This window comes from Xenorhabdus vietnamensis, assembly GCF_002127535.1.
In the GTDB taxonomy this organism is placed as follows: Bacteria; Pseudomonadota; Gammaproteobacteria; order Enterobacterales; family Enterobacteriaceae; genus Xenorhabdus; species Xenorhabdus vietnamensis.
In genome coordinates this window covers 78,681-93,280 of the sequence record NZ_MUBJ01000016.1, presented here as the reverse complement: position 1 = coordinate 93,280, position 14,600 = coordinate 78,681, and the positions used below count along the sequence as shown (strand labels likewise).

13 protein-coding genes are annotated in these 14,600 nt (G+C 38.0%); 7 read left to right on the top strand and 6 right to left on the bottom strand.

Going from position 1 to position 14,600, the window contains the following annotated elements; translation table 11 throughout:
* Window positions 1-221: 221 nt before the first annotated feature.
* On the bottom strand, window positions 222-1,796 hold the full coding sequence (locus Xvie_RS14220) for a phosphoethanolamine transferase (RefSeq protein ID WP_086109958.1): 1,575 nt from the start codon (window positions 1,794-1,796) through the stop codon (window positions 222-224).
* Window positions 1,797-1,896: 100 nt separating this feature from the next.
* Window positions 1,897-2,859, bottom strand: a complete 963-nt coding sequence (locus Xvie_RS14215; protein ID WP_086109957.1) for a polysaccharide deacetylase family protein — start codon at window positions 2,857-2,859, stop codon at window positions 1,897-1,899.
* A 200-nt stretch (window positions 2,860-3,059) separates the two neighbouring features.
* Between Xvie_RS14215 and rfaQ the strand changes: the two genes are divergently transcribed.
* From rfaQ to coaD, 6 genes are all read left to right on the top strand, one after another.
* On the top strand, window positions 3,060-4,130 hold the full coding sequence (rfaQ, locus tag Xvie_RS14210; protein ID WP_086109956.1) for a putative lipopolysaccharide heptosyltransferase III: 1,071 nt from the start codon (window positions 3,060-3,062) through the stop codon (window positions 4,128-4,130).
* A complete protein-coding gene (locus Xvie_RS14205; RefSeq protein WP_086109955.1) occupies window positions 4,127-5,254 on the top strand; it encodes a glycosyltransferase family 4 protein in 1,128 nt (375 codons plus the stop codon). Before rfaQ ends, Xvie_RS14205 begins: the two co-directional genes overlap by 4 nt.
* A complete protein-coding gene (locus Xvie_RS14200; protein ID WP_086109954.1) occupies window positions 5,254-6,357 on the top strand; it encodes a glycosyltransferase in 1,104 nt (367 codons plus the stop codon). Before Xvie_RS14205 ends, Xvie_RS14200 begins: the two co-directional genes overlap by 1 nt.
* Window positions 6,358-6,462: 105 nt before the next feature.
* Window positions 6,463-7,740 (top strand): lipid IV(A) 3-deoxy-D-manno-octulosonic acid transferase, encoded by a 1,278-nt coding sequence (gene waaA, locus Xvie_RS14195; protein WP_086109953.1) that lies wholly within the window; start codon window positions 6,463-6,465, stop codon window positions 7,738-7,740.
* Window positions 7,740-8,549, top strand: coding sequence for a glycosyltransferase family 2 protein (locus tag Xvie_RS14190; RefSeq protein ID WP_086109952.1), 810 nt, complete (start codon window positions 7,740-7,742; stop codon window positions 8,547-8,549). The genes waaA and Xvie_RS14190 overlap by 1 nt, the downstream gene beginning before the upstream one ends.
* Window positions 8,515-8,997, top strand: a complete 483-nt coding sequence (coaD, locus tag Xvie_RS14185) for a pantetheine-phosphate adenylyltransferase (RefSeq protein WP_086109951.1) — start codon at window positions 8,515-8,517, stop codon at window positions 8,995-8,997. Before Xvie_RS14190 ends, coaD begins: the two co-directional genes overlap by 35 nt.
* A 40-nt stretch (window positions 8,998-9,037) precedes the next feature.
* Here the strand turns inward: coaD and mutM are convergent, their stop codons facing one another.
* Window positions 9,038-9,847, bottom strand: a complete 810-nt coding sequence (gene mutM, locus Xvie_RS14180; protein ID WP_086109950.1) for a bifunctional DNA-formamidopyrimidine glycosylase/DNA-(apurinic or apyrimidinic site) lyase — start codon at window positions 9,845-9,847, stop codon at window positions 9,038-9,040.
* Window positions 9,848-9,978: 131 nt separating this feature from the next.
* On the opposite strand from mutM, the gene rfaL reads away from it, so the two are divergent.
* Window positions 9,979-11,226 carry an O-antigen ligase RfaL gene (gene rfaL, locus Xvie_RS14175; RefSeq protein ID WP_086109949.1) on the top strand — a complete coding sequence of 416 codons (1,248 nt, stop codon included), beginning with the start codon at window positions 9,979-9,981 and terminating at the stop codon, window positions 11,224-11,226.
* 62 nt (window positions 11,227-11,288) lie between these two features.
* On the opposite strand, the gene Xvie_RS14170 is transcribed toward rfaL, so the two are convergent.
* Genes Xvie_RS14170 through Xvie_RS14160 form a run of 3 tightly spaced genes read right to left on the bottom strand, consistent with a single transcriptional unit; the run spans window position 11,289 to window position 14,576 of the window.
* Window positions 11,289-12,467 carry a glycosyltransferase gene (locus Xvie_RS14170; RefSeq protein WP_086109948.1) on the bottom strand — a complete coding sequence of 393 codons (1,179 nt, stop codon included), beginning with the start codon at window positions 12,465-12,467 and terminating at the stop codon, window positions 11,289-11,291.
* Window positions 12,467-13,570 (bottom strand): glycosyltransferase family 4 protein, encoded by a 1,104-nt coding sequence (locus Xvie_RS14165; RefSeq protein WP_086109947.1) that lies wholly within the window; start codon window positions 13,568-13,570, stop codon window positions 12,467-12,469. The genes Xvie_RS14170 and Xvie_RS14165 overlap by 1 nt, the downstream gene beginning before the upstream one ends.
* 16 nt (window positions 13,571-13,586) lie before the next feature.
* Window positions 13,587-14,576, bottom strand: a complete 990-nt coding sequence (locus tag Xvie_RS14160; protein ID WP_086109978.1) for a glycosyltransferase family 9 protein — start codon at window positions 14,574-14,576, stop codon at window positions 13,587-13,589.
* Window positions 14,577-14,600 lie beyond the last annotated feature (24 nt).

Below are 14,600 nucleotides of genomic sequence, written 5' to 3'. Positions count from 1 at the left end.
TAATGAGTTTTCTACTAAGAAATATGCAAAAAACTTATAGAAGTTTATATACTTTAATATGATATTACCAACTTTCATACATAAATGAAAATACATAATCAAGCATTTTAAAAGAAGAAATCAAATAAATAATTTAAGTCTTTTTAGCCCGAGACAATAGAAAAATCTTACTATATCTCAGGCACCAAAAACCTCATCATTACTAAAATAGCTAGTCTTATTTATTTTTCATATGGTAATGAGTTATAATATTTCAAGTTATTATTAAAATCAATAATTTTAATTTCTTTATCACAATCATCATTAGAAAAATATTTACAGTCATTATTAATCCTAACTTCACTTACACCTATCCACTCAGAATAAATAGATAAAAAATCAAATCCACTTCTAAATTTATTAACATAACTTCTATACTTACTATCATAAGATGTAATAAAAAAAGGGACTTGGTAGTTTTGTTTGTATTTATCACCGTGAGTTAATCTTTTATCTTTTAATTTTTCATTATAAAAAGAAACACCATGATCTGAAAAATACATCATTGACCATTTCTTATGGCTTTTATTAGCAGCATCAACAATTTTTGATAAAAGTAAATCCGTATTTTTAATACTTTGAATATAACATGACATATCTTTATTTAAGTAAAACTCATCATATTTTTCATTTGTTCTTTCACAATGATCCGCATGAGAACCAATCAAATGAACAAAAATTATCTTCTTCCTTATATTATTATTCAACGCATTAATAACCTTTGGTAATAAAATGTCATCAGGTAATTTAACATAATTATATTCTCCCTTATTGGAGAAAAAATAATAATTTGCTTTTTGACCTATGGCGCTGATACTTGTATCATATTCTCCTAACATTCCCTGGTTTGAAAGCCAATAAGTAAAGTATCCACTTTTATTTGCCAACGATACTATATTATCATTGATTTTTAAATTATTATTTTCTCTCAGAGAGAAAGAATTTGTTAATGATAATACAGTTGAAGAAGCAGCAGAAATATAGTTATTAAATAATATCCCATTAGCTTTGCTCATAAAAGGAGTATTCTCTAAGGGAAAACCATAACTGTTCATCATATCTTTTCTGACACTCTCTCCAATAACAACGATATAAGTATCATATTTGTTGTTAATTTTTCTTGATGGATTCCAATCATCAGCTAAATTTAACAACCTATTTTGCTCTTCATATTGTTTCTTTACCTCCTGGTTCGATAAATATATTTCACAAAAGAATCTTATAGGTGGAAATCTAATTGATAATAAATCAAATTTATTAGTCTTGGCATAAATCTTTATGGGATTATAAAAAATAACAGAAAAAACAATAAAATAAGAAAATAAAACAATTTTTTTACTTTCTATTTTAAATGAAAAATTCAAATTCAGAAAACCAATGATTATGACAATAACACTAGAGAAAAAATAATAAATAGGAATAGACTTAATAAATTCAAAACTTTCATTTTTATTTGTATAATATAACGACAACACCGAATTAAAAGATGGAGGCCCATAAATCAACCCAATAGGAAAATAAACAGAAGATAGTATCAACAAAGATACAATACTAACCTTATATAAAAAATTACATTTATTTAAAGAAATAAGAAAAAACATCAATAAAAAGGCATAAAAAGGTCTAAATCCATACCCTAAAGAAAAGTTTACTAAAAAACAAAATATTGATAGAAACATAAATGGTATTACTTTTTTCAGAATTAATTTATCAATTCTGATCACAGTAACTATAAACTTAACAAAGAAATTTAACATATAAAAACTACCGTAAAATAAATTATTTATTATTAAAGAATAACATTTAAGGAATGCTTATGCTTTCATATCATATAAACTACAGTCTCTCATTTTATATTTAGTTTCTAAGCAATTTTACTCGAAAATACTCCCCCAACGTCATCCCCTGTACCAATGGCTTCAAAAACTCAAACAACCCTTCCAAATCTTGATAAAGCAATTCGATCTGTTCTTCATTATGAAAAGTTGGACTTCCACCTGGCATAAATTCAGATGAATGCAGCATAAACTCAACATAATCACTGCCATTTGCTAAAGTTTGCTGGACAACAATCTTCATCTGCTCCAAATTCCCACCTTTTGGCCGTAACCAATTAACCGATGGAGAACGCTGTTTTCCTCTCAATCTATCATATTTCTGCTTAACAAAGTTCATAATCTCAGAATGCCTATACTGAATACTCATCGGCACTTGCAATAACGAAGAATCGCCTTCTTTAGAAATATCCTGTAAATCCATAAAATAAGCATGCTCAGGAAAACGGCTATAATTTGCTCCGCCATTTCCATTAGGATCCCCCTTAGTAAAGTTCCAATTAACTTTTGGGGTAACGGAGCAATCTACCTGATAGCCATACTCAACCAATAACTGAGCGTAATATTCATTGAATGCCCAACGACCAGCACGATGGCTCAGCATTTTCGTTTGGAGCTTTTCTTCAAGGAGATTCGTTATTAAATCAATTTTCGCTTTGATCTGATCTTTCGGATATTCAATCAGATAAGGCTTATAACGCATATCATCATCAGTCAGAGGAACAATTGGAGGATTATTCCAAGCATGTAAGTGCATACCAATCTCACCGGTGTCTCTGGCTATTACATCCTTGGCAAATTCGATGTAGTTGTCATCCATTACCATTTCGTAGTTAGTTAGCCAAACAGGTTTAAACCCAAAGTGCTCACAAAGATTCTGAAATCTTGGTAAATAATTTGTGTTTTTTGTTGAGATTTGACCATTATTTTGCCATAGATCATCACCTTCAGTGTCGATCGTGATAATAAAAGCGGGTAATGACATTGATATGCACCAAAATGTGATAATAATAATTATCTAATGGTACGCATAGCAATCAAAGAGCGCAATTAGATAATCCCAAATCTCTGATTACGCGTAAACTCTATTCAATACTGATCTTGGTTGGTTTACTTAAAGATGTCACACTATGATTTTTACATTAAGATCACCCTATGATCTTGATATGCTAAAGAACTCAACAAATGACTTCCAAAAACAATAAAATCAAACGCATTTTGGTGATTAAATTACAACATCACGGAGATATGTTACTGATAACACCAGTTATCAGCACACTAGCCCACCACTATACAGATGCAGAAATTGATGTACTCCTTTATCAAGAAACTGCACCTATGTTGGAAAATTCAGCAGAGATTTCTCGTATTTTTTCCATAGACCGCAAATGGAAACAGTTAGGTACAAGAAAGAAATTATTGCATGAGTGGACTCTGCTCAAAACATTAAGACAGCAACGCTATGATTTAGTGATCAACCTTGCTGACCAATGGAGAAGCTCATTTATTTCCCGTTTTACAGGTGCGCCTACTCGCTTGGCTCTTAGTTTCCCTAAACGACAAAATTGGAAATGGCGTTTCTGTCATACTAAGGTTATACCAACAGATGATCATGATTCATTGCATACAGTAGAACAAAATCTTTCCATCCTAAAACCGTTACAATTTAATTCAATTATCACAAAAGTGACAATGAGTTATAGCGATAATGATTTACAGTGGATCAAGAAAATACTTTCTAAACATCGATTTTCAGAAAGATACGTCGTTATTCAACCTACCTCCCGATGGTTTTTTAAGTGTTGGGATGAAAAAAAAATGGCAGAAGTGATTACTGCACTACAAAAAGATGGACATAGCATTATCATTACTTCTGGGCCAGATCAAAAGGAATTGGAGATGGTCGATACTATCTTGTCACACTGCACTGATAACAAAAAGAATATTCTTTCTCTAGCCGGAAAGTTGACATTACCCAAACTTGCCGCTTTGATTGATCACGCTAAGTTATTTATTGGCGTAGATTCAGTACCAATGCATATGGCTGCAGCTCTGGAAACGCCCTGTATTGCATTATTCGGCCCATCCAAACTGACATTCTGGAAACCTTGGCAATCCGTTGGTGAGGTGATTTGGGCTGGCAATTATGGCAATATTCCACACCCAGATGACATAAAAACTCATACAAACGAACGTTACTTAGATCTGATACCTACAGATGCCGTCATTTCAGCAGCAAGGAAATATATTTCATGAAACCATTACGTTTAGCCATTGTCCGTCAAAAGTATCGTCCAGATGGAGGTGCTGAACGTTTTATTTCAAGAGCTCTGGAAGCATTAGAATACCAACAGCTTGAACTTAATGTCATTACACGTTCTTGGCAAGGTGAAAGTAATCCAAATTGGCGCATTCACCTATGCAATCCCATTAAATATGGAAGAATTAGCCGTGAAAAAGGTTTTGCCACATCAGCACGAAAACTATGGCAAAAAGAACAGTTTGATTTAGTTCAAAGCCATGAACGCATTACTGGCTGTGATATTTATCGAGCTGGAGATGGCGTTCATCAACGCTGGTTACATCAACGAACCCGCATCTTGCCAACATGGAAAGCACAATGGCTGTTAAATGATCGGTATCACCGCTATGTCATGAGTGCTGAGGCAGAAATGTATGCAGATCCTGCTTTAAAAAAAGTGATCTGCAACTCTGAGATGGTAAAAAAGGAAATTATCGAAGAATTTGGTGTAACCGAAGATAAAATCGCCGTTATATACAACTCGATTGATAACATAAAGTTTTTTCCTGCGGATGAGCAATCCCGCCTACAGCTTAGGCAACAATATCAAATCCCCGCCACTGCAAGATGCTTGATTTATGTTGGTTCCGGTTTTGAGCGAAAGGGATTATCTGCGGCAATTAAAGCTGTCGCGAAAACAGATAGTTATCTATTAGTTATTGGCAAAGACAAAGAACAAAGTAAATATCAGTCAATTGCAAATACTTTAGGATGTGCTCATCGCATCCGTTTCATGGGATTACAAAAAAATACATTGCCTTTTTATCAACTGTCTGATGCTTTGCTCCTACCGACACTATATGATCCATTTCCCAATGTGATCCTTGAGGCTATGGCATGCGGTTTGCCTGTTATTACTAGTACGACATGTGGGGGGGCAGAATTCATCACCGAAGGAAAAAATGGTTTTATCTGTGATGCATTAGATATTGAAAAATTAAAGGATGCTGTTCATAGCATTCCTGATAATATATTCGGAACAGATATGTCTATTGCTGCCAGAAACCAAATAATCGCTGCAACTCCAGAGAATTTATCTAAACAATTAAACGATCTTTATCAGCGAGTTTTAGCATAGTGAAAGAACATATTCTTTTTATTATCGATGGATTACCTGGAGGAGGAGCTGAAAATGTTACTCTTCGCCTTGCAGCCAGTTTGAGTAAATCAAACTACCAAGTCTCATTACTTTCACTCAATACTCAATTGGATTATACCATCCCAGAAGATATTCAGTACATTGTCAGTTTAGATGACTACCAAGGACCACTAAGAAAACTCAATGAAATAAACCGCAGAGCTAAAGCGATGGATAAAGTTTTATTTAAGCTTTTCCAACAAAAAGGCAAACCTGTACTTGTTATATCTAATCTACATAAAACTGACCGCATCGTAGTTAAATCCAAAATCCTGAAAAATTGCAATATATGGCATTGTATTCACGGGATTTTTTCTCAATCATACTTAAGCAACAAAAGTGGCTTTTCTTATTGGATAAAAAAAGAAAAGATAAAAAAGGTTTATAAAAATAAAAAGGTTATCTGCGTTTCTGACGCTGTTAGCAATGATCTGTTAAGCAATATTGGAATAAACCCCAAACAGATAAAAACCATCTATAATCCCTTTGATTTTGAGAAAATAAAAGCACAAGCCTCAGAAACTAATCCTTATCATGGATTGAGTTACATTCTGCATGTCGGACGCTTACATCAAGTAAAACGTCAAGACCGATTAATAGAAGCTTTTGCAAAGGCAAATCTTCCATGCAAACTTATCATTGTAGGACAAGGCCCTAAAGAAATAGAAGATCATCTTAAAGTAAAAATCCATCAGTATGGGTTAGATGATAAAGTCATTTTAGCTGGTTTTCAGCCTAATCCACACCCCATTATCAATGAAGCGAAAGCTGTTGTTATAAGTTCAGACAGTGAAGGATTGCCGACCGTATTAATCGAAGCATTAATTTGCCATACACCTATTGTCAGTACTGATTGCCCTGGTGGTGTTAGAGAGATAATGGCTGGTCAATTGGAAAACTATCTGTCTAAACTTGATGCAGATTCTTTGGCAGAAAAAATACGACTTGCTTACGATATGCCTCCACAAATTACAGATGAACTATATAAAAAATTTGAGGCAAGCAGTATACAAAAGCAATATATTGAATTAATAGAAAAATAGTATACAGAATACCAAACTTATGGTTCAAAAGGGACTGTATTTTACACACTTTCTTTAAGTCAATGTGGTACTATAACCGCAGTCTATGTCAGTGAATTTGATAGAATGTTGCTTCGCGTATATCAGGTACTTCTCTACCTTATCCAACCAATTATTTGGTTACGTCTGCTGCTACGCAGCCGGAAATCACCTGCGTACCGCAAACGCTGGGAGGAACGCTATGGCTTCTGCGCCAAAAAGGTGGTTTCCGGTGGAATATTACTGCATTCCGTTTCTGTCGGAGAGACATTAGCTGCCATTCCGCTAGTGCGAATTTTACGGCACCATTATCCTTTTTTGCCCATTACTATAACTACCATGACACCAACAGGATCTGAAAGGGTTCTTTCTGCTCTGGGCAATGATGTTAACCACGTATACCTTCCCTATGACCTGCCAGGCTCAATGAGCCGTTTTCTTGATCATGTAAACCCAAAGTTAGTGATCATTATGGAAACCGAACTATGGCCGAATCTGATCACTCAGCTACATCAAAGAGAAATCCCACTGGTTATCGCCAACGCGAGGCTATCAGCACGCTCTGCGGCGGGATATCAAAAAATTGGCGGCTTCATTAAAACCATTTTAAATAAGGTCACATTAATCGCCGCACAGAATCAGGAAGATGGTGAACGTTTTATCGAATTGGGATTAAAACGCTCCCAGCTTTCTGTAACTGGTAGCCTTAAGTTCGATATTTCTGTTACACCAGAACTCGCAGCCAAAGCCGTCACACTGCGCCGCCAATGGGCACCTCATCGTCCTGTATGGATAGCAACCAGCACCCATGATGGGGAAGAAACGATTATTCTGGATGCACATTGCAAACTTCTTAAGCAATTCCCTGACTTACTGTTAATTCTGGTACCCCGCCATCCTGAGCGTTTTGGTAAAGCCGCAGAGTTGACCCAAAAAGCCGGGCTGAACGCAATCTTGCGTAGTGCAAATACTATTCCTGACTCCAATGTGCAAGTGGTTATTGGAGATACGATGGGCGAATTGATGCTTCTGTACGGTATCGCTGATCTGGCTTTTGTCGGAGGGAGCCTGATAGAACGTGGAGGACATAACCCACTGGAAGCGGCAGCCCATGCCATTCCAGTTATCATGGGTCCACATACATTCAATTTTAAAGATATCTGTGCCAAGCTGGATAAAGCGGATGGATTGATTACTGTTACTGATAGCCAGTCATTAAGTTCAGCTATCAACAGCTTGCTGACCGACAAAGATTACCGACGCTATTACGGTCACCACGCTGCAGAAGTCCTGCATGAAAACCAAGGTGCTCTTCAACGCTTGCTAAAATTACTGGTACCTTATCTCCCCCCAAGGAGCCATTAATGACCGCAAAAAAACGCCTGTCCGTTGTCATGATCACCAAAAATGCTGCTGATTTGATTGTAGACTGCCTGCTTTCTGTTAATTGGGCGGATGAAATCATCGTCTTGGATTCTGGCAGTACAGATGCAACCTGCAAAATAGCCAGCGAGATGGGCGCAAAGGTCTACTTGAATACCGAATGGCCCGGCTTCGGTCGTCAACGACAGCTCGCACAATCTTATGCCAGCGGTGATTATATTTTTATGATTGATAGCGATGAACGGGTGACCCCAGAATTAAAAGCATCCATTGAACAAATCCTGACCAATCCTGACGATAATAAAGTCTATAACTGTGCACGCCTCAATTTATTTATGGGGAGATTCATGAAACACAGTGGCTGGTATCCCGATAAAGTTATTCGTCTTTATTGCCGTGAACGTTACCAATACAATGACAATCAGGTTCATGAATCCCTGGATACCCAAGGCGCATCTATCGTGACACTCAAGGGTGATTTACGTCACTTAACCTGCCGTAACCTGATGGAGTTCCAGCAAAAACAATTAAATTACGCGAGAGATTGGGCAAAACATCGCTATGAGCAAGGCAAGAAAACCCGTTATTTTTCTATAATCAGCCATACGCTGGGAGCATTTTTCAAAACTTGGCTATTAAGAGCAGGTTTTCTGGATGGTAAGCAGGGGCTGGTATTAGCAATTGTGAATGCCCAATACACATTCAATAAATACGCCGCACTTTGGGAAATGACTCAAATAAAGAGTAAAAACAACGATGAAAAGAAAAGCGATTTATCCCGGCACCTTTGATCCAATCACTTACGGCCATCTTGATATCGTTACTCGTGCCGCAAACATGTTTGACCATGTTTTATTGGCTATCGCCAATAGTGATAGAAAAAATCCTATGTTCAATTTGGAAGAGCGTGTCACGCTGGCAAAAGAGGCCACGGCTCATCTGGAAAATGTTGATGTAGTTGGATTTAGTGAACTGATGGTTAATTTTGCCAAAAAACAACAAGCTAATATCTTAATCCGTGGATTACGTTCTGTTGCTGATTTTGAATATGAATGGCAACTTGCCAATATGAATCGACATTTTATGCCAGAGTTGGAAAGTGTCTTTTTATTGCCTTCTCAAACCCTATCTTTCGTCTCATCATCTTTAATCAAGGATGTTGCACGCCATGATGGTGACGTTTCATCCTTCCTGTCAGAGCCGGTTACAAAGGCTATGCTAGATAAATTAGGTAAATAACACCATCATCGGGGGCAAATATCTTCTGCCCCCAATACGCTTAATGCTGACACTGACGACAGAAAAATGTACTGCGTTGCCCCAATTTTACGCTCTCGATTTTCTCACCGCATACTGGGCAGGACTCATCTTTCTTGCCATAGACAAACAACTCCTGAGCAAAATATCCTGGTTTACCATCAGATTGCAGAAAATCCTTCAGCGTCGTTCCACCTTGCTCAATGGAACGACGTAAGATCTGTTTGATTGTATCGACTAATAGGTGAACTTCTTGCTGTGTCAGAGAGTTCACTGGACGTTCAGGCAAGATACGTGCAACAAATAGCGCTTCATTGGCATAGATATTCCCAACACCAACGACAACTTTATTATCCATCAACCAAGGTTTGATAGCCGTTTTTTTATTGCGGGAAAGTGTGTAAAGATATTCGCCATCAAACTGGTCAGAAAGAGGCTCAGGGCCTAAATGAGCCAGCACAGAACATTCATTGAGATTGTCACTCCATAACCACGCACCAAAACGTCGGGGATCGGTATACCGGAGAATTTTGCCATCAGCCATAATCAAATCAACATGATCATGCTTTGCTGGCGGTTGCTCATCCAACAAGACACGTAAACTGCCAGACATTCCCAGATGGATAATAATCCAGCCCTCCGGCAACTCAAGCAACAAATACTTTGCCCGTCGTCGGACACTAAGTACAGGCCTGTCTGAAAGCGCCATGATTTGCTCGGAAACAGGCCAGCGCAAACGTGGATTTCTGACTTCGGCATATTGGATTACATTCCCAACCAAGTGAGGTTCAATCCCTCTCCGACTGGTTTCCACCTCTGGTAGCTCCGGCATACCGACTCCTTAAATAAGTTATCTACGACATGGTATCTGAGGACATTGTATCTGAGCAGATTACAATACCGTTTTCATGTATCATTTGCAGCCAGATTCTATTGGACAGCTAAGAAAAACAGACCATCATTATGCTTAATATAAAAAATAGATTTAACATCAGTCACGATAAGAAATCTTTATGGAATTTATCCATTGTTGGACTCTATATTATTCTTGTTTATCTGCCTGATATCACAAGATACAAAAATCTTGTCATGATTCTTATCTGTACAACTGCACTCTATTATCTGGTAAAAGATTTTCGCCAAGTAGCTAATTCACTAAAGAATCATCTATTTTTATCCATTTTATTGTTTGTTCTGGCGATGTTCTATTCTGTTGGGATCTCCATTGATTCTGCATTGAGTTTCAAGGAAATGAACAAACCTATCTTAAATGGATTGCTTCTATTTAGTTTTACTTTCCCCATTGTGCTCTATAAGGAAAGCAAAGAGCACATTGCGAAGATGAGTTTAATTGCATTTATTATCGGTATGACCACTATTTCACTAACAGATATTGCGAAATACCTTATCAATTACCATGCTACAGGTGAAATACCATTTAAGAATTACAATCATCGTGAATTTTCTTACGGATTTATTTTCTATTTCCCCGTATTGCTATGTACTTGGGCGCTCTGGAAAAAACATACTTTACTAAGCTGGTTATTATTAATCATTGCCTCCGCAGTGAGCCTGTTTTTACTCCTTGGAACACTATCCCGTGGTGCCTGGGTTGCCATTATGGTCGTTACTCTGCTCATCATCGTGGTTAACAGAGAATGGAAACTCACCCTCGCAGCTACAATATGTTTGGGGTTACTGGCTGGCGTTACACATTGGACAGCTACATCTAACCCTGATACCCGGTTACTGATCCATAAACTCACTCAAACAGACAGTAGTTATCGCTATAGTAACGGCACCCAAGGTTCAGCATGGTCCCTAATTATGGAGCACCCCATCAAAGGCTATGGCTTTGGTAATAAAGTTTATCATCAAGTCTACAATAGCCGTGCTGCCGATTATCCTGACTGGACATTTAGAACTTCGATTGGTCCACATAATGTCTTCTTATCACTTTGGTTCTCGGCTGGCATCCTTGGTCTGATAACAACATTATTGATGACATTTTCAGCTCTATTTACTGGAGGGCAAATCATTCGCGAACATAGAGGTATTGTCCGGCAAGTAGGGCTTATCCTTTTGTCTGCTTTTATTGGCTTGTTTGTCGTCAGGGGAGCTTTTGAAAATGCCTACATCAATCAGATAGGTATCTTATTTGGTTTAATAATTGCGCTATATAAGAAAACAACCGATAAGGCAATGAACTAAACGGAAAAACACCAGCCCATAAGCAATGAATGATATGGGCTGAATCCAATAAGATCAGTCAATTATTGGAATAACTTTTCCGCTATCACGCCTATAATTAACTTCGCACGCTGATCCCAGTTAAAACGTTCTGTTACTAACCATTGCGAATGGTCAACTTTCGCCATCATTTCGCTGGGGTGATTAATTAGCCATTGTATCTGTTCAGCAAAACTTTCTGCATTTTCACTATCAGCAAAATTTACCGCATTTTCATCAACAGCGTCACGAATGGACGGAAAATCAGAAATAACCACAGGCTTTCCCATGGCCATGTATTCAAAAAGTTTAAGAGGAGAGGTATAGCGACTGCCAATACTGGTTTTCGTCAGTGGCAGAACACAGATATCATTATCAGCAATAACCTGAAAACGTTTTATGGGTTGAACAAAACCAAGAAAATTAACTTTATCAATCACACCAATCTGTTCGGCTGTTCTCTGCAATCGCTCAATTTGCTCAGTTGTCCCTCCAGCAATGTTTAGCTCAATATTATCCAGATAAGACATAGCTTTCATTACTGTTGGGACGCCTTTCCAACGATGTAAGCTCCCTAAATAAAGCACTTTTTTAGGAAGTGTACTTTTGAGATCGCTATTGGAAAGAGCCTGTTTAGCTGATTCAACCGCCAACATGTCAACACCATCGGATGCCACAACAATCGGTGTATTAACACTATATTGCTTATAAATATCTTCTTGCAGTAACGAAGTCAGAGCAAAAATAACCTTAGAACTATCATAAACCTGCTGTTCTATTTCTCTTAATTTATTATATTTACGTTGGTTTTTACGGTTGAGTAAATCATGGGATTCTTTAAATGACTGAGAAAATACTTCATGGCTTTCAAAGAAATGAGGAATACCTGGATGATTACGCAGCAGATAATTTGCCATTTTAAGGTTACGGGTAAAAAAAGCATCGACCTCATGCTCTTTAATCCACCGAGAAACCTGCAAATAAAATAGTTTCTGAGTATTTAATGGGAAATACCATTTTCTTCGTATATTGTGCAGAGCAATTAAGTTCACAGAAGGCGGTAACGGTCTGCCAAGAATATCTTCAACTTGGCTTTGGCCTTTTGGTGTAATCAGGTAAACACAGTGCCCCTGCCGAGCAAAAGCATCTACATTCTGCAAAATTTGCAGTGACGCAACCCGATAATCAGGCACAGGATAAGGGTCAATATACGCAATTTTCATTATTTTTTTATCGCGTTCAATAAACGGCTAGCAGAATGTTCCCAAGTGTACCTCGATTCAACCCTCTGGCGAGCAGTTTTACCCATACCTTTTCCTCTATCCGACAAAGACAAAAGATGATTTACCGCATCAACAATAGCCACAGCATCCCCCGGAGTGACCAGAATACCAGCACTCCCCTCATTGCCAACCACCTCCGGTATTCCACCAATATAGCTGGCAATTACAGGACGTCCACATGCCATCGATTCTGCAATTGTAATACCAAACGCTTCATCACCAATACTAGGGAAAATACCCGCATCTCCTGCCGCATAAAATTCAGGTAATTGATCATGGCCAACTGGAGGATGAAAAATGACAGATTTTTGCAACTGTAAAGCCGAAACACGCTTTTCAAGTGCTTTCAACTCTTCACCTTCACCAATAATCAATAATTTTACATCTTTGTCCCGCAGCAAAACCATTGCATCAATCGCCACTTTCATGCCTTTCCAGCCAACCAGTCTGCCAGCAAACGTTAACAGGAATGTTTTTTCATCAATACCTAATCGAACTCGGACGTCAGAATCAGCAGGTTTGAATTTGTCGACATCCACTCCATTATAAATAACGCTTGGAAATTGCTTGAAGTGATGCTGAATCTGCCAAGCATTAAAATGGCTACACGCAACCCATGCTGATATTTTCTGACTTAATAACCGATCCCCTTTAAAAAAACTGGTTCCACCGCTCATATAGCAAAACCGGGTATGGGATGTTTTAGGCATCATTCTGGGCCAGAAAAAATCAAAAGGCTTCGTCAAAATCACCCAATCAAAATTTTCAGCAATAACAGCTTCGCGGGAATGACGAGCAAAAGAGTAACGTTCAACAATGCGTTGAAAGCGGCGCCCGATGTTAAGCACTCGCTCTCTGTGAATAAAAGGGAAAGTATGAATATGGATATTTCTTCCACCCAATGCAGGCCGAACATCACCAATACCACCGAAAATATGAACCTCATGTCCCGCATCTGCCAACGCTTTGGCTAACTCCCAAACTGCGGTTTGAATACCACCGTAGGACATGGTAACGGTAACATCGATAAATCCTATCTTCATTGTATTCATTATCCTTTCATTCATTTTCCAGCAAATTTTGAACAGAATGCCAGACTTGATCTACGGATATCGCTGACATTGTATCTTGGCGAGTGGCTTGCCTATAATCTATAGGATGTTCAATTATCTCTAATTTCGGATGTTGTTGGGGTGCGAGAAAACGACCAGGATGAAAACTGTGATACAGAGCAACCATTGGTATACCCAATGCTCCAGCCAGATGGGTTGTGCCTGTATCAACGCCCACATACAAATTAAGTTGGCTCATAATTGCAGCGTTTTGCCGCATTGTCGTCTTACCAGCTAATGATAAGCATCTATTTGAACCCAACTTTTCAGCCAACATTCGCGCACTATCTTCACTATCTTTACTGCCCAGCAGCAAAATATGCACATGTGGATAATCACGATAAATACGTTGGGCTAATTTGTAAAAGTATTCTACAGGCCAATCACGATAGGCTTTTGCTGGAAAGCTCTGTAACTGAAAACCGATTCTTAATTGTTGTTCTATCCCTTGCTGATGAAGAAAATCTCTGGCGTATGCCTCTTCACGCGGGCTTATACAATATTGCAAACTCCAATTACTGACATCAACCCCAAGAGCATCAATTAATAGAGCCCTTTCCTGTTGTGCAGGCATAAGTTCGCAGGGTCTTGCAACAGCGCACTCATTTGATTTTTCATCAGAAGCATCCGCAAAATAAACGGTCAAATTTGCTACTCGTTTAGCATACTGCAATAAGGATTTATCATGACCATATACTAATGCCAGATCATACTGCCGACGAGAAAACCAGCCACACCATTTGGCCTTACCTTTTGAAAAATCCTTCAATTCATGAATTGAATCGATATTTTCAAGGATTTCTTTTGTTTTTTTATGCACAAATATATCAATATTTGCTTCCGGCCACTTTTCTTTCAGGGCACGAATGACCGGAGTTACCAGTAGAGTGTCGCCAAAACGAGCAATATTGATGATTAAAATATTTTGGGGCTGCATAATAATGAAGATTAAATTATTAAT